The sequence below is a fragment of the Micromonospora sp. NPDC085948 genome (assembly GCF_040686315.1).
Classification (GTDB): Bacteria; Actinomycetota; Actinomycetes; order Mycobacteriales; family Micromonosporaceae; genus Micromonospora.
On record NZ_JBFBJW010000015.1, the window covers coordinates 130,943 to 152,124 of the forward strand.

19 protein-coding genes are annotated in these 21,182 nt (G+C 70.0%); 6 read left to right on the plus strand and 13 right to left on the minus strand.

The window, feature by feature from the left end; all coding sequences use genetic code 11:
• Nucleotides 1-33: 33 nt before the first annotated feature.
• Nucleotides 34-762, plus strand: a complete 729-nt coding sequence (locus AB0O48_RS28990; RefSeq protein ID WP_357572979.1) for an SDR family oxidoreductase — start codon at nucleotides 34-36, stop codon at nucleotides 760-762.
• Nucleotides 763-851: 89 nt separating this feature from the next.
• Here AB0O48_RS28990 and AB0O48_RS28995 read toward each other — a convergent pair whose 3' ends face one another.
• The 4 genes from AB0O48_RS28995 to AB0O48_RS29010 form a co-directional block, all read right to left on the minus strand.
• Nucleotides 852-977, minus strand: coding sequence for a hypothetical protein (locus AB0O48_RS28995; protein WP_357249256.1), 126 nt, complete (start codon nucleotides 975-977; stop codon nucleotides 852-854).
• Nucleotides 974-2,386 (minus strand): OFA family MFS transporter, encoded by a 1,413-nt coding sequence (locus AB0O48_RS29000; protein WP_365069256.1) that lies wholly within the window; start codon nucleotides 2,384-2,386, stop codon nucleotides 974-976. The genes AB0O48_RS28995 and AB0O48_RS29000 overlap by 4 nt, the downstream gene beginning before the upstream one ends.
• A gap of 147 nt (nucleotides 2,387-2,533) precedes the next feature.
• Nucleotides 2,534-3,913, minus strand: coding sequence for a glucose-6-phosphate dehydrogenase (zwf, locus tag AB0O48_RS29005; RefSeq protein ID WP_357572980.1), 1,380 nt, complete (start codon nucleotides 3,911-3,913; stop codon nucleotides 2,534-2,536).
• 326 nt (nucleotides 3,914-4,239) lie between these two features.
• Nucleotides 4,240-4,737 carry a hypothetical protein gene (locus tag AB0O48_RS29010; protein ID WP_365069257.1) on the minus strand — a complete coding sequence of 166 codons (498 nt, stop codon included), beginning with the start codon at nucleotides 4,735-4,737 and terminating at the stop codon, nucleotides 4,240-4,242.
• Nucleotides 4,738-4,896: 159 nt separating this feature from the next.
• Here AB0O48_RS29010 and AB0O48_RS29015 point away from each other — a divergent pair, with 159 nt between their 5' ends.
• The gene (locus AB0O48_RS29015) at nucleotides 4,897-5,679 is read left to right on the plus strand and encodes an alpha/beta hydrolase (RefSeq protein ID WP_365069258.1); all 783 of its coding nucleotides are present in this window, start codon (nucleotides 4,897-4,899) and stop codon (nucleotides 5,677-5,679) included.
• Between the two features lie 70 nt (nucleotides 5,680-5,749).
• On the opposite strand, the gene AB0O48_RS29020 is transcribed toward AB0O48_RS29015, so the two are convergent.
• The 4 genes from AB0O48_RS29020 to AB0O48_RS29035 form a co-directional block, all read right to left on the minus strand.
• Nucleotides 5,750-9,022, minus strand: a complete 3,273-nt coding sequence (locus tag AB0O48_RS29020; protein WP_365069259.1) for an NACHT domain-containing protein — start codon at nucleotides 9,020-9,022, stop codon at nucleotides 5,750-5,752.
• Between the two features lie 228 nt (nucleotides 9,023-9,250).
• Nucleotides 9,251-10,219 (minus strand): hypothetical protein, encoded by a 969-nt coding sequence (locus AB0O48_RS29025; protein WP_365069260.1) that lies wholly within the window; start codon nucleotides 10,217-10,219, stop codon nucleotides 9,251-9,253.
• A 95-nt stretch (nucleotides 10,220-10,314) separates the two neighbouring features.
• Nucleotides 10,315-11,061, minus strand: a complete 747-nt coding sequence (locus tag AB0O48_RS29030) for a hypothetical protein (protein ID WP_365069261.1) — start codon at nucleotides 11,059-11,061, stop codon at nucleotides 10,315-10,317.
• On the minus strand, nucleotides 11,058-11,609 hold the full coding sequence (locus AB0O48_RS29035; RefSeq protein WP_365069262.1) for an AAA family ATPase: 552 nt from the start codon (nucleotides 11,607-11,609) through the stop codon (nucleotides 11,058-11,060). The genes AB0O48_RS29030 and AB0O48_RS29035 overlap by 4 nt, the downstream gene beginning before the upstream one ends.
• A 55-nt stretch (nucleotides 11,610-11,664) precedes the next feature.
• On the opposite strand from AB0O48_RS29035, the gene AB0O48_RS29040 reads away from it, so the two are divergent.
• On the plus strand, nucleotides 11,665-12,666 hold the full coding sequence (locus AB0O48_RS29040) for a tyrosine-type recombinase/integrase (protein WP_357249221.1): 1,002 nt from the start codon (nucleotides 11,665-11,667) through the stop codon (nucleotides 12,664-12,666).
• Between the two features lie 9 nt (nucleotides 12,667-12,675).
• On the opposite strand, the gene AB0O48_RS29045 is transcribed toward AB0O48_RS29040, so the two are convergent.
• The gene (locus AB0O48_RS29045; protein WP_357572987.1) at nucleotides 12,676-13,476 is read right to left on the minus strand and encodes an alpha/beta hydrolase; all 801 of its coding nucleotides are present in this window, start codon (nucleotides 13,474-13,476) and stop codon (nucleotides 12,676-12,678) included.
• A 62-nt stretch (nucleotides 13,477-13,538) separates the two neighbouring features.
• A complete protein-coding gene (locus AB0O48_RS29050; protein WP_357249217.1) occupies nucleotides 13,539-14,318 on the minus strand; it encodes an endonuclease/exonuclease/phosphatase family protein in 780 nt (259 codons plus the stop codon).
• A gap of 184 nt (nucleotides 14,319-14,502) precedes the next feature.
• Between AB0O48_RS29050 and AB0O48_RS29055 the strand changes: the two genes are divergently transcribed.
• Together AB0O48_RS29055 and AB0O48_RS29060 are read left to right on the plus strand one after the other, a co-directional pair.
• Complete coding sequence (locus tag AB0O48_RS29055; protein WP_357249214.1) at nucleotides 14,503-15,276, plus strand: TSUP family transporter; 774 nt, start codon at nucleotides 14,503-14,505, stop codon at nucleotides 15,274-15,276.
• On the plus strand, nucleotides 15,261-16,058 hold the full coding sequence (locus AB0O48_RS29060) for a GNAT family N-acetyltransferase (protein WP_365069263.1): 798 nt from the start codon (nucleotides 15,261-15,263) through the stop codon (nucleotides 16,056-16,058). The genes AB0O48_RS29055 and AB0O48_RS29060 overlap by 16 nt, the downstream gene beginning before the upstream one ends.
• 5 nt (nucleotides 16,059-16,063) lie before the next feature.
• On the opposite strand, the gene AB0O48_RS29065 is transcribed toward AB0O48_RS29060, so the two are convergent.
• Both AB0O48_RS29065 and AB0O48_RS29070 read right to left on the minus strand, forming a co-directional pair.
• On the minus strand, nucleotides 16,064-16,573 hold the full coding sequence (locus tag AB0O48_RS29065; RefSeq protein ID WP_357572990.1) for a peptide deformylase: 510 nt from the start codon (nucleotides 16,571-16,573) through the stop codon (nucleotides 16,064-16,066).
• A 10-nt stretch (nucleotides 16,574-16,583) separates the two neighbouring features.
• Nucleotides 16,584-17,825 carry a chorismate-binding protein gene (locus AB0O48_RS29070; RefSeq protein WP_365069264.1) on the minus strand — a complete coding sequence of 414 codons (1,242 nt, stop codon included), beginning with the start codon at nucleotides 17,823-17,825 and terminating at the stop codon, nucleotides 16,584-16,586.
• Nucleotides 17,826-17,948: 123 nt separating this feature from the next.
• On the opposite strand from AB0O48_RS29070, the gene AB0O48_RS29075 reads away from it, so the two are divergent.
• Nucleotides 17,949-18,149 (plus strand): DUF5999 family protein, encoded by a 201-nt coding sequence (locus AB0O48_RS29075; protein WP_137780771.1) that lies wholly within the window; start codon nucleotides 17,949-17,951, stop codon nucleotides 18,147-18,149.
• 150 nt (nucleotides 18,150-18,299) lie between these two features.
• On the opposite strand, the gene gcvP is transcribed toward AB0O48_RS29075, so the two are convergent.
• On the minus strand, nucleotides 18,300-21,122 hold the full coding sequence (gene gcvP / locus AB0O48_RS29080) for an aminomethyl-transferring glycine dehydrogenase (RefSeq protein WP_365069265.1): 2,823 nt from the start codon (nucleotides 21,120-21,122) through the stop codon (nucleotides 18,300-18,302).
• Nucleotides 21,123-21,182 lie beyond the last annotated feature (60 nt).

Genomic DNA, 21,182 nt, shown 5'->3' on the forward strand with positions numbered 1-21,182 from the left:
ATCGCGCAGCCGTCACACCCGCCGGGAGGCACCGTGGCACCCGTCACCGTCATCACCGGCGGCGGCCGGGGCATCGGCGCGGCCACCGCCCGCCGCCTCGCCCACACCGGTCACCACATCGCGCTGTGCTACCGCCGCGACGAGACCGCCGCCACCGCCGTCCTGGCCGACCTGCGCGCCGCCGGCGCACAGGCCATCGCGGTACGCGCCGACACCACCGACCCCGAGCAGGTACACCACCTCTTCGACGCGGCCGCCCAACTCGGCCCCCTCACCGGCCTGGTCAACAACGCCGGCGTCACCAGCCCGATCGGACCCTTCACCGACCTCCGCGTCGACGACCTGCGCCGAGTCGTCGACGTCAACCTCGTCGGCTACGTCCTCTGCGCCCAGCAGGCCGCCCGCCGCCTCACCGACGGCGGCGCGATCGTCAACGTCTCCTCCGCCGCCGCGACCCTCGGCAGCCCGGGGGAGTACGTGCACTACGCCGCCGTGAAAGCCGCCACCGACACCCTCACCGTCGGCCTGGCCAAGGAACTCGCCCCAAAAGGCATCCGGGTCAACGCCGTCGCACCCGGCATCGTGCGCACCGACATCCACGCCGACTCCGGCGTACCCGACCGCGCCGACACCGCCGCCGGCCGCATCCCGCTGGGCCGCGCCGGCGAACCCGACGAGATCGCCGCCGCCATCGCCTGGCTGCTCGGCCCGGACGCCTCGTACACCACCGGCACGGTCCTGCGGGTCTCCGGCGGTCTCTGACCACCCGTGCGCGGGCAGAGACCGCCGGACCACGTTCGTGGTCGGAGACCGCCGCACCACGTTCGTGGTCGGAGACCGCCGGACCGGGTTTACTGCGTGAACAGCTTCGCCGCCGTGATGACGGTCTGCACCACCCCGTAACCGAGCAGCACCGCCACCACCAACCAGGAGATCCACAACCGGGCCTGCTGCCCGGAACGGCTGTCGTCACTCATCGCGTGGCACTCCTCTCCACCGTCGTCTCCTCATCCACGCCACGCTCCGGCGCCGGTTCGTGGTAGCGCTGCGGCACCGGCCGCACCAGCAGGTTCGCCACGAAGCCCACAGCCAGCACACCCACCATCGTGAACAGCGCCGGCCGGTACGCCGCCGCCGTCAACGAACCCGGCTCGCCCTGCGCGTCGAGGAACCCGTTGACGATCAACGGACCCGCGATCCCCGCCGCCGACCACGCGGTCAGCAACCGGCCATGGATCGCCCCGACCTGGAACGTCCCGAACAGGTCCCGCAGGTACGCCGGCACCGTGGCGAACCCGCCCCCGTAGAACGACAGGATCACGCACGCCAACAGCACGAACAACGCCGTCGCGGTCTGCCCGACGAGCGCCAGCAGCGCGTACAGCACCATGCCGACACCCAGGTACACCAGATAGATCGGCTTGCGGCCGATGACGTCCGAGGTCGACGACCACACGAACCGACCCGCCATGTTGAACAGCGACAGCAGCCCCACGAACCCACCGGCCGCCGCCACCGACACCGCCGACGTGCCGTTGTCCCGGAAGAAGTCCTGGATCATCGGACTGGCCTGCTCCAGGATGCCGATGCCCGCGGTCACGTTGCAGAACAACACCACCCACAGCAGCCAGAACGAGCGGGTCTTCACCGCGTTGGCCGCCGACACGTTCGCCGTGGTGACAAGCGGTTTCGCCGCCACGCTCGCGGGATCGAAGCCGGCCGGGCGCCAGCCCTCCGCGGGCACCCGCACGTTCGCCACCCCGAACATCATGATCACGAAGTAGGCCAGGCCGAGCGTCACGAACAACCACACCAGCGCGCCGCCCGACGCCGTCGAGCCCGCGTTCGCCGGGTCGTAGGCGGGGTCGTAGAACGACAGCAGTTGCCGGGACAGGGGAGAGGCGACCATCGCCCCACCACCGAACCCCATGATCGCCAACCCGGTGGCCAGACCCGGCCGATCGGGAAACCACTTGATCAACGTGGAGACGGGGGAGATGTAACCGATACCCAGACCGATACCACCGAGCAACCCGTAACCCAGATACAGCAACCACAACTGCTTCGTGGCGATACCCAGCGAACCCACCAGGAAGCCGGCCGCCCAGAAACAGGCCGAGACGAACATCGCCTTACGCGGCCCGTTCGACTCCACCCAGGTCCCGGCGACCGCGGCGGACAACCCCAACATCACGATCGCGATGCTGAAGATCACCCCGATCGCGGTCTGGCTCGTATCGAAGTGGGCGATCAGCGAGTTCTTGTAGACGCTTGTGGCATAGACCTGACCGATACAGAGATGAATGGCCAACGCCGCCGGGGGGATGAGCCACCTGCTGTAGCCGGGCGGCGCGACGGTGTGCCGACGATCGAGTGCGGAAAGCATGCGCTGCTTCCTCTCCGACGAGGACGAGAGACGTCCCGCACAACGTGCCCACACCACACGCAGGCGGCAAACCTCACCATCGCCGGACGGTCACCACGCTGAGCTGAGCGGTCAATCAGCACCACTGACCGGAAACCGCACCGCGCCCTACCCCAGATCCGGGGTATGCCACCCACCGACCAACGCGTCGGCGTCCGCCGGACCCCAACTGCCCCTGTCGTACGACTGCACCGCCGCCGGCAGATCCAGGATCGGCTCCACGATGCGCCACTCCTGCTCGATCGTCTCCGCCCGCGCGAAACGCAGGTGCTGCCCGTTCATCGCGTCGTCGAGCAACCGCTCGTACGCCTCCTGACGACGACCGAGCGCCGCACCGAAGTCGACAGACAGATCCACCGGACGACTCGCCACCTCCGCACCCGGGCTCTTCGCCTGGATCGACATCGTGATGCCGTCACCACGACCCAACCGGAACCGCAGCAGGTTCGCGACAGTCACCGTGCCCCGCTCGGCCGGGATCAACGACCGCTGCGGCTGCTTGAACTCGACCACAACCTCCGTCGCCGTCCCCGGCAGGGACTTACCGGTCCGCAGATAGAAGGGCACACCCGCCCAGCGGGGCGAGTCGACAGTCAACCGCGTGGCCACGAACGTCTCCGTGTTCGACTCCGCCGCCACACCCCGCTCGTCCCGATAACCCGCGTACTGCCCCCGCACCGTGGACTCCGGCGACAACGGCGCGATCTGCCGCAGCACCCGCACCTCCGCCTCCCGGAACGCGGCAGCGTCGTCACCCTCGGGCGCCTCCATCGCGATCAACGCGACGACCTGCAGGATGTGGTTCTGCAACACGTCCCGAGTCGCGCCCACCGTGTCATAGAAACCAGCGCGGCCCTGCGTGCCGAAACCCTCAGCCAGAGTGACCTGGATGTTGTCGATGTGCTGGTTGTTCCACAGCGGCTCGAACAACCGGTTCGCGAACCGGAAGGCGTACAACCCCTCGACGGCCTCCTTGCCGAGGTAGTGATCGATGCGGAACACCCGCTCCTGGTCGAAGGCCCCCCGCAGCGTGCGGTCCAGCTCACGCGACGACTCCAGATCACGCCCGAACGGCTTCTCCACGATGACCCGACCCCGATCGGCCAGACCAGCCGCCGCGAGACCCTCGACCACCGAACCGAACACCGCCGGCGGAATCGCCAAATAGAAGACCGGCCGCTCCGCGCCCCGCAGACGCTCGGCCAGCCGCTGGTACGTGGCCGGGTCCGCGTAGTCGCCGGAGATCATCGAAAGGTGGTGCGCCAGCCGGTCGAAGGTCTCGTCGTCCACCTCGTCGCTGGCCTCGGCTACCGACTTGCGGGCCATCGTGACGAGCTGCTCATCATCCCAGGGGGAGCGGGCCACCCCGATCACCGGAACGTCGAGGCGATCACGCCGAGTCAACTCGTACAGCGCCGGAAACAGCTTCTTCGAGACGAGGTCGCCAGTGACACCGAACAGCACTACCGCATCTGAGCGCATGTGCATGGCACTTCCATTCGATCATGTGATCCTGATCTTCCGAACGGAGAACCGCGCGACCCGCTCCCGGAATTCCCCCGCGAACGGCGCACGTGAGGTCGGCGACAGCGACGGCGCTTACCCTGAAGAAGGGTTACAGCCCAGATGACGGTTTGCAGCCCCGATGTGACGCGGGTAACGCCCCGCCGGACCTGATCGAATGACGCCGACCACCCCGACCTCACCGGAACGGGGGAGCCAGGCACCCGCACCACAGGTGCCGCGACATCGAGCCGTACCCCGTCTCGCGCTGTTCGTGGGCACCGACCGACACGGCCCGGCGCCCACGACGGTCAGCGACCGCAGACCGTGTCCAACGCCGTCAACAACGGGTCGAGATCCGGCGCCTCGACCTGGGTGGCCTTCGGGCCGGCGAGGTGCTTCTCAACCCCGGTGGCCAGGGTCTCCAACGCGGCGCGCACCTGCGGGTCGACAGCGGACGGCGCCGCCTTCCGCAGATCCGCCAGAAGCGCCGTGTAGTGACCACGGACCTTCGCGCCCGCCTCCTTGGCACTGACCGGCTTGTCGATGGCGGCGATCGCATCGTCGGCCATCGCCACGTAGTGCTTCTTGACCATCGCAAGAGTCGTGGCGCAGACCTGCTTGCTGTTCGCCGCCACGTCGACGGTCGGGCTGGGCGCTGCGCTCACCGAAGTCGCTGCGCTCGCCGAAGTCGCTGCGCTCGCCGACGGACTGGCGCCCGCCGCGCTCTCCTTCGTGGCAGGCTGGCAACCCACCACGAGACCAGCGGTCGCGACCAGGCCCAGCACGACACGGACAGACGTACTCATCAAGGTGTTCCCCCGTGGTGACACACGATTCCGCCGGTCACGTGTGCACACGCGCCGGCCCAGAGCGCATCACTGTAGAGACCGCACCACGCCCGCGCACGCCCGTTTGTAGGCTGGTGCCGCGTCTCCTGCCCACCACCACACGCGAGGACTGCCGCCATGGACCTGGCGTACGACCGATCACCGGGCACCGGCCCGGACGTGGTGTGCCTGCCCATGTTCAGCATGAGCCGCGCCGCCACGGCCACCGCCTTCGGCCCCGCCTTCGCCGGCGCCGACCTGCGGGAGACCTACCTGGACCTGCCCGGCCACGGAGACACCCCCGCGACCTGCGCACCCACGTCCCAGGCGGTACTGGACAGCGTGTGCGCCTGGCTCGACGACCACGTCGACGCACCGGTCCTGCTGGCCGGCGCCTCCTACGGCGCGTACCTGGCCGCCGGCATCGCCCGTCAACGACCCGACCTCGTCCGCGGCCTGCTCCTCGTCTGTCCCGGTGTCACCATCGCCCGCGACACGCGGACCCTGCCCGACGAGCCACCGCTCGACGCACCCACCGGCTGGCTCGACGACGCACCCGCCGCCCTGCGCGCGCACCTCGACGCGGCCCTGGGCCAGCGCACCCCAGCCGTCGCCGCGACGGTGCTCGCGGCAATGGAATCCGGCGGCCCCGGCGACGCGACGTTCCTACAGAAGCTGCAGTCCGGTCCCGACTACGCGCTGCCCGACGAGACCGCGGAGGTCATCTTCGACGGCCCGGTCACCGTGCTCACCGGCCGCCAGGACCGCGTCGTCGGCTACGCCGACCAGTTCCGCGCCATGCACCGCTACCCACGGGGCACCTACACCGTGGTCGACGCCGCCGGACACTACCTGCCGTACGAACAGGCCTCGGTGCTGCGATCGCACACCCAGGAGTGGCTGCGCCGTACGAGCGGCTGAGAGGTGTTCGGCACCTAACCTGCCGTGGATACCAACGTCCCCGCGAGGACACTTGGATGGAGGTGCGTGATCAGAAGCGTCTGATGCGTACCCGGTCTGGGCGCGAGGTGTCGGCGAGCTGAACGCTCCGCTCGAGATGCACGGTCATCTGCTTTCCATGCAGTGGTGTCAGGTCGAGACCCGGCGCCGATTCCCGAATCCAGAGATTCTTCAGCTCTGCCAGGCCGGCGAGCGGAGTGAAGTCAAACAAGTGTTCGCTGTTGGTGATACCCAGCCATTTAAGTCGTGGCAGCCCGGCCAAGGGACTCAAGTCGGTGACAAATGTCCCGTCGATCACAAGGTCAGTCAGAGTGTCGATCGAGGCCAGCGCGGTCAGATCCGTCAGCCATGGGCAGATATCGAGTAACAGGTACGTAATCTTGTTCAGTTGATGGAGTTGATCAGCCAGCTCGCGGATCCCTCCGGAAGGTTCCTCGTAGGCGTACAGCGCCAGCTGTGTCAGGTTCTGCAGATGAGCAAGCATCGCCGGGTCCCATGCCGCGGCCGGACGAATATTCAGATATTCCAATGCGATGAGTTCAGCCAAGAATCCAGCTCTGACCTCCACTCCGTGCAGAACGAGCTTCTTCAACTGCGTCATCTGGGCGATCGCGCCGAGGTCTTGGTCGGGGGCAAGGCTCCACAGGGCTAGGTCGGTGAGGTCGGGCAGGGCTTGCAGCGTGGCGAGGTTCAACCGTTGCCGGTCGACGTCCAACTGAAGGGCGCGCAGGCCGAGATGCCTGGCCAGAGACTCAAGGCCGCCATCGAACCCATGTGCGGTGAGATGCGCCTCTGTCAGGTGCGGCACGTCCGAAAGTTCCGCCAGGTTCAGTTTCTGATCGCTGCCGATGACCGTAGTGGCGAGTTGGCGCAGCAGGGGTAACGCGGGGAGAAGGGCTGCATCGCGGATCGTCACCTTGCCTCCGTCAAGAGGGGCGTCGGAGAGGACCCGGACCGCATAGTCGGTGGGGTCGAAGTACTCCCACGCCGTGATGAGCTGCCGCTGGACGCGAGGGCGGGGGTCGGTGCCGTAACGGGCGAGGGTGGCAAGCGCATCAGGCCCGTTGACCAGAGCGACGGCCCGGACGGTCGCTGCAGCTTGGGCCTCAGTCAAGGTGCTGAGATCGGCCGGCAACTCGGCGAGCAGCGGTTCTCCGACAGCCGCCAGGGACCGTGCTTCGGCAACAGACCGAGGCAGCAGCTCACGCAGGTGGGAACGGATCCGGGTAAGGATTTCCGGCTCGACCGCGGGCGCGGTTTCCAGGCAAGCCGCGGCGAGCAGCCGCAACCTTCGGGCCTGCTTCGGTCGCTCGCCGGCGAGCGTGAGCAGGCCGGCGAGGAGGTGTATGCGGACAGGCGCGTTGGCGTGGCCGGCGGCAAGAATGATGGTTTCGCGCCAGGTGTCGAGATGGGCGTGCTCGAGGAGGGCGCCGGTGTGTCCCTGGTCGGCGGCCTCACGGGCAGCCAGGTATTCCTGAAAGGTGCGGTGGACGAAGTCGATGCGGTCGGGCACCGGCTCACGCAGGACCCCACTGCGTTGGATCATGTGCTCGAGTACGGCCGCGACGGGGGCGGTGATGTGCCGGATCCCGGCCAACCGATGGTCAAAGCGCTGTGTCGCTTCAGCGCGGGTGAGTTCGGTGCGGCTGTTCTGGGTCATCCACCAGGCGACCTCCTGCAAGAGCTGCGCCTGGTCGCGGCTGGTCAATTCCGGTAGGGCGGTGGGGACACCACGTTGGGAGTCGCGGCGGTGCAGCAGCATGTCGATGGCGGCCTGGTAGATGTCCATCCGGTTGCGGGGCAGGTTGCTGTCACGGTCCAGGTTCAGCGCGCACAGCATCGCGCAGAGCAGCGGGCTGCCGGCGAGGTTCTGCAGGTGGGCGCTGCCGTCGAGTTGGGCGAGCAGCCGTTGTTCGTAGCCGGGCAGCAGATGAGGTTCGCAGGGCAGGTCGGCGGCGCGCCGGACGGCTTCGTGCCAGTGCCGGATCAGCGCCTTGACGTCGGCCGGTCCCATCCGCTCGAGAAAAACCGAGGTGAACCCTTCGGTGTCCAGCCAACGGGCGGACGCCGCAGCCGGCCGGGAGGTGACCACGACCCGCAGGTCGGGGTAGGCGGACAGGAGGCCGTGCAGCCAGTCGCGGACCGTCCGCCGTTGACCTTCGGGTACCTCGTCGACGCCGTCGACCAACAGAATCGCCCCGGTGCCGAGTTGGCGGTGCACCCAGCCGGGAGGCATCAGCCCGGCGATCGTGGCGGCGATCAGGTCGAGGAAACGTTCCGGGGGAGGCAACAGCTGGGCGACATGGTCACGCAGCCGGATCAGGAACGGGGTGCGCCCGTTCCAATCGTCGAGTTCTCCGGTGAACCCATGCCTTGCCGCGGTAACTGCGATCCACTGCATCAAAGTGGTCTTGCCGGAGCCGGCGTCACCACGGAGCAGGACCCGCGCCGCATCCCCAAGAGCCTGCTCGGCCCGGGCCGAAGCGCTGTCACCACCGCCGTCGGAGCGCAGCAGGCCGGGACCCCAGCGGAACCCACCGCGGCGCAGGCTACGGGTGGTGCCGCCGGTGACGGCCAGGCTGATGTACGCGATGCTCAGCGGGGTACGCAACCGGTAGCGGTGCACGTCGACGCCGAACAGTTCCAGATGATCCAGCACGGTGAGCAGATGGGCCAGGTACCTGGTCCGGAACTGGGCGTCATGACTGGTCCCGGTCGGGGCGTCCAAGCTGGTCACCGGTAGCCGGGCCAGGACCTGCGTCAGGCTGTCGGCCACCGCGGACAGCCGTTCCAAGGTCTGCACGGTGGCGCGCCCCTGGAACGGGGGGAGTTGCACGACCAACTGGGTCAGGCAGGTGCAGCACTCGTCGAGGACCCTGCCGTAGAGGTGAGCTGCCGCCTCGCTCAGGGCCGCCCGCGCGGCGACGTCGGGTAACTGTCGGCGCAGTCGGGTGGCCATCAGCGCGGGGTCGACATCGTCGGCGAACACTGCGGCGTCGGACAGGTCCGCGTCGCGCAGCGTGTCGGCCACCGCGTTCAGAGCCGCAGCGATCTCGTTGTCCGGCAGCGCCGGCTCCCGGCGGCGAACCAGCGGCTGCAGGCGTTCGTAGACGGTGTCGACGATGTCGTCCAACCGCCGGCCCGCCCGGCGTAGGCCGAGGTCATCGGTGATCCCAGAGCCGATCAGCTCGATGAGCGGCGTCTCGCGTTCCCGTTGTTCCCGCCGGCGTCCCAGCCACCGTTTCACCGCCGGTGTCACCACCGAGCCGGCCAGGCGCAGCAACGCCGTCTCGACTATCCCCACGCCGCGTCTCCTCCTGGTCTGCTGTGAGGTCTGCCTGGTGTGCGTGCCAACAGCTCACGGAACGCCGGCTCCAGGTGCCGAGACAGCGACCACTGATGAAACTACGTCGTGCAGAGATTCATGGCTGTCCACTGTCCAGCCGGTCCTACGGGGATTCGATAATGCACATTATGTAAAGTTAACCAGGTTGAGGGTCCCCTGGGGTGCTCGACTAGCCACCTCCGGGCATCAGGAGGCCAACAGGTCGAAGTGCATGCCCGCAAGGAAGAGGAAGAGTGCCGCCCAACGGAACACGTGACCCGGCCGGGCAATGCCGATCACCCAGGCGAAGAGGCGCAAGATCCGGGCGCAGCCGGAGCGCCAAGCCGCCAGCAAGGACCCGCTGAGACGCCAATCGTCCATCGGCGACACGCCGAGGGGGACGCTCACGAGCAAGACGACGAGCATGACGGGTACGGATATCCATCCACTGAGCGTCGTGGAGAGCAGGGCCGTGACCACGGCTGCGTTGACAGCTACCGCTGCCACCAACCCGATTAGTCCAACGGTGGTGCTGCGCGCCTGAAACTGGTGGGCAACCTCGGCCGACCATCCCCGCTCACCTGGACCGAGCTGCTCGCCAAGGAAGCTGTCGATGCGATCGCGGACGTGCCACTGGAGGTTCGCGCCGCGCCAACCTTCCTCGGCAGCCTCGGCATGCACCCTGCTCAGAAGGTCGGCCACGTCGACGTCGCCGACCAGGTTTGCCGTCTCCTCGGAAACGGTGAGGCTAGGCGTGGCTCGTAGCGACGAGGTGTCGAGAGTCTTGCCCCCTCGAGCCGCCAGGTATTTCTGGTCCACGACGCACCTGGCGAGCTCTTCACGAACGCCGAACACCTTGGCGCGGTGCCTTTCTATTGGCGCCCGGCGATTGAGATCGCGCCCTCTGCGGTCGAGTTGGGCCGCAGATCGCCCCAGCCGCTTCAGATCGATCAGGTCGAGTATCACGACGAGTCCAGCCACAAGCTGGATGCCCTTGCCCACACGACTCCAGCACAGCATCGGCCACCACCACAGGCGCATGTCCATGGTGGACTCGCCCGACCACCAGGCCGCCCATACCGCGCCGAGACTCGTGGTGATCAGCGACACGACGTAGGTCAGGACGAGGAGGAGAAATCCGGCCCACACCAGCTTCCGGCGAGAGGTAGCGGCCACCCGGTCATGGTAGCGAGATGCCGCACCACGACTGGCACCTCAAGGCACCGCCACGAGGTGGAACCGAGTCCGCTGCGCCGGCTGTGGTGCCGTCTCTAGTCGCGGGTCAGGCCCGGCGGGCAGGCGTCCTCATCGGGTCGGACGAGGCGCGCGTTGACCAGCGGACTGCGGCGCAGGCCCGCGAGCACGGGCGCGCTACCGCCGACGTCGGTCCAGGTGTCGTCCCAGAGGGCGGAGACGAGCCAGGACCGATCCGTCGGGAAGAAGAGGTCGGGCAGCGCTCCGGCGCCGCGCAGGTGACCGGTCCGCCAGGTGAGCGCCTGCTCGGGTCCGGCTTCGACAAGCACGTAGGACCAGCCTCCATAGAGGGAGACCTTCGCCGCGTACGGGAAGACGACGTCGTGGGCGCCGGTGTCGAGGTAGCCCAGCCACCAGGGCTGGTCCGGGGTGGCCGCGGCCAGTTCACGGACCACGGCGTGTTCGTGGGTCTGGAGGCTGACGCCGCCGGGCGGATGAAACGTGGCGTACGCGTCGAAGACCGGCGGGATCGCCGCGGTGACCGAGAGCCCTGGTGTGGTGTGGCCGGCGATCCAGCCGACGTCGCTGGCCGTGCCGATCCGCCAGGTCCGCCCGTCGCTGGTGCGTACGGAGTCCACGCTTGTCGCCGGGCCGCGATCGTCGTGACCGTCGGAGACGGCGCCTGGCACCGCTGCTGGATCCCCGTCGGCCCGCCACTGGTGCCGCTGCGGGCAGGCCCGCCCGGTGTGGTCGTCGCGCTCGGTGTAGGTGATCGGCAGGCGGGGCTGACCGCAGGTGGGGCAGTTCGCGCCTGGCGACGTCACGTCGGCCACGATACGTGCCTCTCGATCACCGCGACCCGCTTCCACAGCGGTCCGGCCGGGACGTCCACCAGATGGTGTCCGTACTCTTCGTACACCTGTCTGTGCACGCGCGCGAAGGTCAGCGATTCGGCGTAGCTGATCTGGCGTGCGGGTGTGTGTCGGATGAAGCCCAGCGGGCTGATCATGAACACCAGCCGCTGGTAGGTCCGCAGCCGCGTGATCCGGTCGAGTTCGGTTCGCAGCGCGGGGCCTGCCGGTCTGCGCTGGTAGCGGGCCAGCGCCAGGGTGCACAGTGGTGACCGGTCGTGCAGTTGCACCGGCCCATGCCTGTCGACGTCGGCCTGGCGGCGGTGCTGGAGGGCGGCGACCGCGTCGAGGAATCCGGGCTCGTTCCACGGCTCGGCGTGGCCCTGCGCCTGGCGCTCGGCGATGACGTCGGTGGCCGCCTCCCGCACGGTGACGTGCCCCCGGTGGCGCAGTGCTTCCAGCAGGGTCGTCTTGCCGGCGCCGGGTGCTCCGGTCAGGACGTAGCGCCTGGGTTCGGGCATCGCTCCCCCTCCTCCCCTCTTCCCGGTAACACGAAAATGCTGCATAATATCCCTTATGCATGACAAAAAGGACGAATCGCTCGGGGTGCTGATCGAGGAGTTCCTGACCGCCCGAGCCACCCGCAAGCCCTCCCCCCACACCCTGGCGGCGTACCGGCGGGACCTGCACACGGTGGGCGAGCTGATCGCTGAGGACGCCGCCACTCCCCTCCCCCTGGACGACCTGTCGATCACCGACCTCTCCCCCCGGGTGATGCGGGCGGCCTTCGCGCGGTTCGCCGCTCCCCGGGCGGCCGCGTCGGTGCACCGCGCCTGGTCCACCTGGAACAGTTTCTTCACGTTCCTGGTGGCCGAGGGGCTGCTGGCGGGCAACCCGATGCCGGCGGTCGGACGACCTCGGGCGCTACTCCCCCAGCCCAAGCCGCTGCGGGGCACGGACACCCCCGAGGTGCTGCTCGCGTCGGTCGCCCGCGACGACGGTCGGCAGCGCGACCCGTGGCCGGAGCGCGACGTGGCGGTGCTGGCGGTGGCGTTGTGCGCCGGGCTGCGCCTGTCGGAGTTGCTGGCGCTGCGGGTCGGGTCGCTGGCGGGTCGGCCGGGCGAGCGGCGTATCGAGGTGGCGGGCAAGGGCGGGCGACCGCGGGTGGTGCCGATCGAGGCCGATCTGGACCGGGTGGTGGCCGACTATCTGGACAGTCGGAGGCGGCGTTTCGGGGGGCGGTCGGTGCGCCCCGACTCGGCGTTGCTGGTGGATCGTCACGGTGAGCCGCTGCGTCGTGGTGGGCTGCAGTATCTGGTGGAGTCGTGTTATCGGCGGGCGGGTATCGGGGACCGGGTGCCGCGGGGGGCGCGGTTGCACGCGTTGCGGCACACGTTCGCGACCCGGCTGGCCGAGGACGGGGCGAGCGCCGCGGAGATCATGCGGTTGTTGGGGCACGCGTCGTTGGCGTCGTCGCAGACGTACATCGAGGTGACGGCCGGGCAGCAGCGCGACGCGGTGCGGGCCAACCGCACCAACCGGGTGTTGGCGTCGTTGGTGGCGGTGGACCGGGGTTGAGCGCGCCGGTCAGCGGGCGTGTCGTAGCGCCCAGTCGAGGGCGTGGTCGGCGATCTGCTCCCAGCCGTGCTGGGCGGGCAGCAGGTGGGCGTATCCCTCGAAGAGTTCGACCTCGGTGATGGTGTCGCCCTGGTAGTGCGCGGCGTTGGCGTGTTGCACGCTGGGCGGCATGATGTGGTCTTCGGAGCCGGAGATGAACAGCAGCGGGGCGCGCCGCTGGTTGTGGTAGTCGACGGCGATGTCCTGCGGGCCGGGCAGCAGGTTGGCCAGGACGCCGTCCCAGAGGATGCCGCCGGCGGCGGGGATGGCGTAGCGCTCGTAGAGGGCGCGGGCGGTGCGCTCGTCGAAGGTGTTGGTGAACGCGTAGTTCCACTGGTCGAAGGTGAAGCCGACGGCCCGGTGCCGGTTGGCGGGGTTGCGGAGCACCGGGAAGGTGGAGCGCAGCTGCGAGAAGGGGGTCACCGTGACGCCTTCGGTGGGTGCGGAGTTGAGCACGACCGCCGAGGCGCCGTAGCCGCGGTCGAGGAGCACCTGGGTGAACGCTCCGCCGGCGGAGTGGCCGATGATGATCGGTGGCGTGGGCAGTGCGTCGAGCACCGCGCACAGGTGGGTGATGATCTGCGGCGCGGTGAGTGTCTCCAGGGGGCTCGGGTCGGCGTTGATCGCCTCGACCTCGGCTTCCAACCCGGGGTAGGTGGGGGTGAGGACCCGTAGGCCCTTGTCCTGGTAGTGGGTGACCCAGTGTTCCCAGCTGCGGGGGGTGACCCAGAAACCGTGGATGAGCACGATGGTGTCGGGTGTGTCGCTCATGGTCAGCTCCGTGGCGGCGGTGGTTTCCAACCTACGCACTGTCGGGCGGGTGGCCGGCGGGTTCAGCCGAGGTCGATGAGCAGGGGTCGGTGGTCGGAGATGGTGGACGCCGGTGTGGTGACGGCGCGTACCGGTGGGAGTTGGTCGAGGGCGTGCCGGTCGGCGAGGACGTGGTCGAGTTGGACGCGGGGCTGCCCGGCGGGGTAGGTGGGGCGGCGGCCCAGGGGGTGCCAGCCGGAGATGAGCCGGGCCGCGCCGGCGGGCAGGTTGAGGTCGCCGAGCAGGACGCGGGGGCCGGGTAGTGCGCGCAGGGCGCGCACGGTCTGGCGCAGTTGGCGGGCGTTCCAGCCGGGCACGAAGGACAGGTGGGTCGCGGCGACGGTGAGGGGGCCGTGGGGGGTGTCCAGGACGGCGGCGAGCACGACGCGGGGTTCGTCGTGGAGGAGGATGAGGCCGCCGCCGGGGCCGGGCACGTAGATCGGGGAGCGTACGGGGGCTGGTGTGAGGCGGGTGATGTGCCAGCTGCGGACGGGGTGGCGGCTGATCAGGCCGATGCCGTAGCAGGGTTCGCCGTGTCCGTCGTCCTCGTGGCGCAGGGGGCGGAAGTGTTCGCCGGGGGTGCCGACGACGGCGGCGGCGAAGCGGTGGTGGGGTGCGTCGAGGGCGTGGGCGGCGATGGTGGTGAGGTCGAGTTTGCCGCTGCGGTGTTGGTCGCGGTCGACCTCCTGCAGGGCGAGCACGTCGGCGTCGAGGGCGCCGATGGCGGCGGTGAGGCGGTCGGAGTTGACGAGCCCGTCGGTCAGGGATCGTCCGTGCAGCAGGTTGAAGGTGGCCAGGCGCACTTCTGCACCATACGTGGCCGTGGCATGGTGGCCGGGTGCTGAAGCTGTTGGTGTGTTCTGTGCTGGTGTTCGTGGCGGTTGGCGCGTTGGGGGTGTGGTTGCGGCGTTCCCGGGGTCGCTGACCAGGTGAGGCTTGCCACTCGGGTGGCGTTCGGGGCGGGGGTGGTGGGGAGAATTGCCGCCCGTGGACGCCGTGTCTTTGAGTACTTTGCTGGCCGCCGCCGCGATGGCCGGGTGGGTCGACGCCGTGGTCGGTGGTGGTGGGTTGTTGCTGCTGCCGGCGTTGCTGGTCGCCGCGCCGGGGTTGCCGCTGGCCACCGCGTTGGGGACGAACAAGTTGGCGGCGATCTTCGGTACGGCCACGGCGGCGGCGACGTACGCGCGGCGGACCGCGGTGGACTGGCGGGTGGTGGCGCCGGCGGCGGGGCTGGCGGTGGTGAGTGCGGGCGTGGGCGCGGCGTTGGCCGGGGCGGTGCCGGCGTCGGCGTACCGGCCGGTGGTGTTGGTTGTCCTGGTGGCGGTGGCGGTGTTCGTGCTGGTGCGTCCCCGGTTGGGGGTGGTGGCGTTGCCGCAGCGGCGGACTCCGGTGCGGGTGGTGGCGGTGATCGCGGTGGCCGGGGTGGGTATCGCGCTGTACGACGGGTTGATCGGTCCGGGTACGGGGACGTTCCTGGTGTTGGCGTTCACCGCGCTGGTCGGCGCGGATTTCGTGCACGGTTCGGCGATGGCGAAGGTCGTCAACGCGGGGACGAATCTGGGTGCGTTGGTGGTGTTCGGGGTGACCGGGCACGTGTGGTGGTTGCTGGGGGCGGCGATGGCGGTGTGCAACATCGCCGGGGCGGTGCTGGGGGCGCGGATGGCGTTGCGTCGTGGTTCGGGGTTCGTGCGGGTGGTGTTGTTGGTGGTGGTGGTGGCGTTGGTCGCGAAGTTGGGTCACGACCAGTGGGTGGCGCGCTGATGGTGGTGCGGGCCGAGCACGACCGTGCGGTGTTGGCGCGGTTGTTGGGGCGTGACCCGGTGTTGCACGCCTACCAGTTGGGTGATCTGGACGATTTCTTCTGGCCGTACACGTCGTGGTTCCGTCGGGGTGAGCAGGTCGCGTTGCTGTATCACGGCGTCGATGTGCCGACGTTGTTGGCGTTCGCCGCGCCGGGGGACGTGGAGGCGCTTGCGGTGTTGCTGGCGGAGTTGGCGCCGGTGCTGCCGGCCCGGCTGTACGCGCACCTGTCCCCCGGGCTGGTCGGTGCGCTGGCCGGGTCGTTTCGGTGGGAGTCCGGTGGCCGGCATCACCGGATGGCGTTGACCGACGAGGCGCGGTTGGACGCGGTGGTGGCGGCGGGGGTGGTGCTCGGCGAGGCTGACCTGCCGCAGGTGCGGGAGTTGTACGCGCTGGCGTATCCCGGCAACTGGTTTGACGAGCGGATGCTGCGGACCGGGCAGTACCTGGGGATCTACGACGGCGGGGCGCTGGTGGCGGTGGCCGGGGTGCACGTGTTCTCGCCGACGTATCGGGTGGCGGCGTTGGGTAACGTGACGACGCATCCGCGGTGGCGGGGGCGGGGGTTGGGCGCGTCGGTGGTGGCGGCGTTGTGTGCGCGTCTGCGGGAGACCGTCGCGCATGTGACGCTCAACGTGAAGGCCGACAATGTGGCGGCGGTGCGTCTGTATGAGCGGGTGGGTTTCGCCCGGGTCGCGGACTACGACGAGTGGATGTTGACGGCTCGGGCGGCTGGGCGGTGAGCGTTTCAGCCGCGGCGGCTGGGTGAGTCGAAGCGGCCGGCGCGGATCTCGCGCAGGGCGCGGCGGCGGGTGTCGCCGCGCAGGGTGTCGACGTAGAGGGTGCCGCGCAGGTGGTCGGTTTCGTGTTGCAGGGCGCGGGCGAGGAATCCGCTGCCGGCGATGGTCAGTGGTTCGCCGTGTTGGTCGACGCCGTGGGCGGTGGCGTGCAGGGCCCGGACGGTCGGGAAGTAGAGACCGGGGATGGACAGGCAGCCTTCGTCGTCGTCCTGGAGGTCGTCGGAGAGTTCCAGGGTGGGGTTGATGAGGTGGCCGCGGTGCCCGTCGGCGTCGTAGACGAACACCTGGGCGCTGACGCCGATCTGTGGTGCGGCGACGCCGGCGCGGCCGGGGGCGCCGAGGAGGGTGTCCATCAGGTCGGTGACGAGGGCCCGCAGCTCGGCGTCGAAGGTGGTGACCGGTTCGCATCCGGTGCGCAGGACGGGGTCGCCGATGATCCGGATGGGCCGCATGGTCATGGGGGGCAGTTTATCGCCGGTGCGGGTGGGTTCGGTGTCCGGCCAGGGTGGCGCGGATCGGGGCGGTTTTCGCGGCGGCTTCGGCGACCTCGGCGTCCGGGTCGCTGTCCCAGGTGATGCCGCCGCCGGCCCAGGTGTGCAGCAGTTCGGTGTCGGCGGCGGCGGTGCGGATGGTCAGGCCGAGGTCGATGCGGCCGGGGGCGACCCAGCCCAGTGCGCCCATGCTGGCGCCGCGGCCGACGGGTTCGAGGGTGTTGATCTGGGTGAGGGCGGCGTGTTTGGGTGCGCCGGTGACGGAGCCGCCGGGGCAGGTGGCGCGCAGCAGGTCGGCGAGGCCGAGGCCGTCGGCGGCGGTGGCGCGCACTGTCGATTCGGCCTGCCACAGGTCGCACCAGCGGCGTACGGCGAACAGGTCGTCGACGGTGACGGTGCCGGTGCGGGCGATGCGGGCGAGGTCGTTGCGTTCCAGGTCGACGATCATGATGTGTTCGGCGCGTTCCTTGGCGCTGGCGAGCAGTTCGGCGCGGCCGGCGGGGGTGGCTGGGCGGGTGCCTTTGATGGGTCGGGTGATCAGGTGTCCGTCGGTGACCTCGATGAGGGTTTCCGGGGAGGCGCAGCCGATGGCCCAGCCGTCGCCGGTGAGGACGCCGCCGTAGCGGGCGCCGGGGAGTGCGCCGAGGCGTTTCAGGGCGGGTAGGGGGTCGCCGGTGTAGGGGGCGGCGGCGTGTCCGACGAGGTTGGTCTGGTAGACGTCGCCGCGGCCGATGGCGGCGCGGACGCACGTGACGGCGTCGGCGTGTTGGTGGGGGGTCCAGCTGTCGGTCCATGGGCCGAGCCACCAGGGGGTGGGTGCGGTTGGTGGGGTGGTTCGGGTGGGGCCGTGGTCGTAGACGACGACGGTGAGGTCGGGCAGGGTGGGCGCGGGCTCGGGGGCGCTGGTGGGTGCGCCGGCCAGGCGCGCGCCGGCGGCGGCGGACAGGTAGAGCGCGGCGCCGCAGGGGCCGGTGTGGTGGTGGGTGGGGGTGGGTCGGGTCAGGTCGTGCAGGGGCAGGCCGTGTGCGGCGAGGAATTCCTCGGCGAGGGCGGCCGGGTCGCCGCCGTCGCGGCGGTGCCATTGCAGGCGGGCGCGTTCGGTGAGCGTGTGGCGGCAGGCGGTGGGTGCCGCGGGGACATCGACCAACCCGGCCGGGCCGCAGGACGCGGCGTACACCTGTGGGAGCGTTTCCACGCCGTATGGTCCGACCTTCCTCATCCGTTCAGTGGATTTCGTGTGCGCCGGGCCGGCACCTGCTCGATGCTGGACACTTTCGCTTGGTACTGTGCGTCACTGGTCATGTGAACCATGACACAGTGCCCCCACAGTCCGGAGACCCTGATGTGCCAGCACCAACCGACCTGCCCCTCCGCTGAAGCCACCGACCGGGAAGCCGCACGGGTCCTCGCCTGCTTCCGTGAGCAGGGCTGGAGCCTGCTCTGCAACGGTGTGATCGTCTTTGAGGACACCGGCGAGTTGCTTCCCGACGGCAGCAGCATCGCGCCGCACCGCGGTCCCGCCCGCCACGCCCTCGCGGCCTGATCGACCACCCAGCGTTACCGTTTAGCCGCCGTCGGGCCAGGCTAGTCCCCCGGTACGGGACGTCTCCGCCCAGGTCGCAGCGGCTGCCGGGGCAGGCCGTAACCGCCCGCCCCGGCGCGCCGCCGTCAGTCTCGACCGGCTGCGGCGTTGTCAGTCCTCGAACGCCTCCGGCGACGGGCACGAGCAGACCAGGTTCCGGTCGCCGTACGCGCCGTCGATGCGCCGCACCGGCGGCCAGTACTTCCCGGCCCGGTCCACCCCGGCCGGGTACGCGCCCACCGACCGCGGGTACGCGTGCGCCCAGTCGTCGCCGCTGACCATCGCCGCGGTGTGCGGCGCGTTGGCCAGGGGGTTGTCCCCCGCCGGCCACTGCCCCGACGCGACCTGCTCGATCTCCGCCCGGATCGCGATCATCGCGTCGCAGAACCGGTCCAGCTCGGCCAGGTCCTCGCTCTCGGTCGGCTCCACCATCAGCGTCCCCGCCACCGGGAACGACATGGTGGGCGCGTGGAAGCCGTAGTCGATCAGCCGCTTCGCGACGTCGTCCACCGTCACGCCGGTCGCCTTCGTCAACGGTCGCAGGTCGAGGATGCACTCGTGGGCGACCAGGCCCTTGTTGCCGGCGTACAGCACCGGGAAGTGCCCCCGCAGACGGGCCGCGACGTAGTTCGCCGCGAGGACCGCGACACCGGTGGCCCGGGTCAGGCCCTCGGCGCCCATCATCCGCAGGTACGCCCACGGGATCGGCAGGATGCCCGCCGACCCGTACTTCGCCGCCGAGATCGCCGGCGTGGAGTCCGCGTGCGCGCCCAGCGGGTCGCCGGGCAGGAACGGCGCCAGGTGCGCGCGCACCGCCACCGGACCGACACCGGGGCCGCCGCCGCCGTGCGGGATGCAGAACGTCTTGTGCAGGTTCAGGTGCGACACGTCCGCGCCGAACTTACCGGGCTTCGCGAACCCGACCAGGGCGTTGAGGTTCGCCCCGTCGACGTACACCTGACCGCCGGCGTCGTGGACCTTCGCGCACAGCGACGCGATGCCCGTCTCGTACACCCCGTGCGTCGACGGGTACGTCACCATGATCCCGGCGAGCGCGTCGCGGTGCTTGTCGATCTTCGCGTCCAGGTCGACGAGGTCGACGTTGCCGTCGTCGTCGCAGGCCACCACGACGACCCGCATGCCGGCCATCACCGCCGACGCCGCGTTCGTGCCGTGCGCCGACGACGGGATCAGACACACGTCGCGGTGCGACTCACCGCGCGAGGCGTGGTAGGAGCGGATCGCCAGCAAACCGGCCAGCTCACCCTGCGACCCGGCGTTGGGTTGCACGCTCACCGCGTCGTAGCCGGTCACCTCGGCCAGCCACGACTCCAGCTGACCGATCATCTCCCGGTACCCGACGGTCTGCGCGTCCGGCGCGAACGGGTGGATGTTCGCGAACTCGGCCCAGCTGACCGGCTCCATCTCGGTGGTCGCGTTCAGCTTCATCGTGCACGACCCGAGCGGGATCATGCCCCGGTCCAGGGCGTAGTCGAAGTCCGACAGCCGCCGCAGGTAGCGCAGCATCGCCGTCTCCGAGTGGTGGCTGCGGAACACCGGGTGGGTCAGGAAGTCACTCGCGCGGGCCAGATCCACCGGCAGGGCCGCGTCGGCGTCGCCGTCGAACGCGGGCACCCCGAACGCCTCCCACACCTGCGCCAGGTGCGCGTCGGTGGTCGTCTCGTCGCACGACACCCCCACCCGGTCGGCGTCGACCAGCCGCAGGTTCACACCCCGCTGCGCGGCCGCCGCGACGACCCGCGCCGCGCCGCCCGGCACGGTCGCGGTGACGGTGTCGAAGAACGCGACGTCCGCGACGTCCACGCCACCGGCGCGCAACCCGGCCACGAGCCGCGCCGCCATGGCATGGGTACGCGTCGCGATGTCCCGCAGCCCGTCCGGACCGTGGTAGACGGCGTACATGCCGGCCATCACCGCGAGCAGCACCTGCGCGGTGCAGATGTTGCTCGTCGCCTTCTCCCGCCGGATGTGCTGCTCGCGGGTCTGCAACGCCAACCGGTACGCAGGGTTGCCGTCCGCGTCGCGGGACACCCCGACCAGGCGCCCGGGCAGCATCCGCTCCAGGCCCGCGCGCACCGCCAGGTAACCGGCGTGCGGCCCCCCGAAGCCCATCGGTACGCCGAAGCGCTGGGTGGTGCCGGCGGCGATGTCCGCGCCGATCTCCCCCGGTGCCCGCAGCAGCGTCAACGCCAACAGGTCCGCCGCGACCGTGACGAGCGCGCCGACACCGTGCGCGGCCTCGACCAGCGCCGCGTGGTCGCGCACCGCACCGGACGCCCCCGGGTACTGCAGGTGCAGGCCGAAGAACTCCGCCGGCACCTCGTCGCGCTCGACGTCGAGGACCCGCACGTCGATGCCGAGTGGCTCGGCCCGGCTGGTGATCACCGCGATGGTCTGCGGCAACGCGTCGGCGTCCACGACGTACACCGGGCTCTTGCTCTTGGACGCCCGCCGGGCGAGGGTCATCGCCTCCGCGGCGGCGGTGCCCTCGTCGAGCATGGAGGCGTTCGCGGTGGTCAGGCCGGTCAGGTCGGTGACCATGGTCTGGAAGTTCAGCAGCGCCTCCAGGCGGCCCTGGCTGATCTCCGGCTGGTACGGCGTGTACGCCGTGTACCAGGCCGGGTCCTCCAGCACGTTACGGCGGATCACCGCCGGGGTGTGCGTGCCGTGGTACCCCAACCCGATCATGGACACGGCGACGGTGTTACGGGCCGCGAGGGCCCGCAGCTCGGCGATCGCCTCGGCCTCGGTGGCCGGGTCGGGCAGGTCCAGGGTGCCGTGCCAGCGGATCACCTCGGGGATCGCGGCGTCCATCAGCTCGTCGATCGAGCCGTGGCCGACGACCTCCAACATCCGACGCTCATCGTCGGGGCTGGGACCGATGTGACGGGTGGCGAACTGCTCTACGGTCATAGGGGCACTCCCGGGGCGAGGTCGACGTGTCGGCCTCCCCCTCTGTCGCACCCGGGGGGC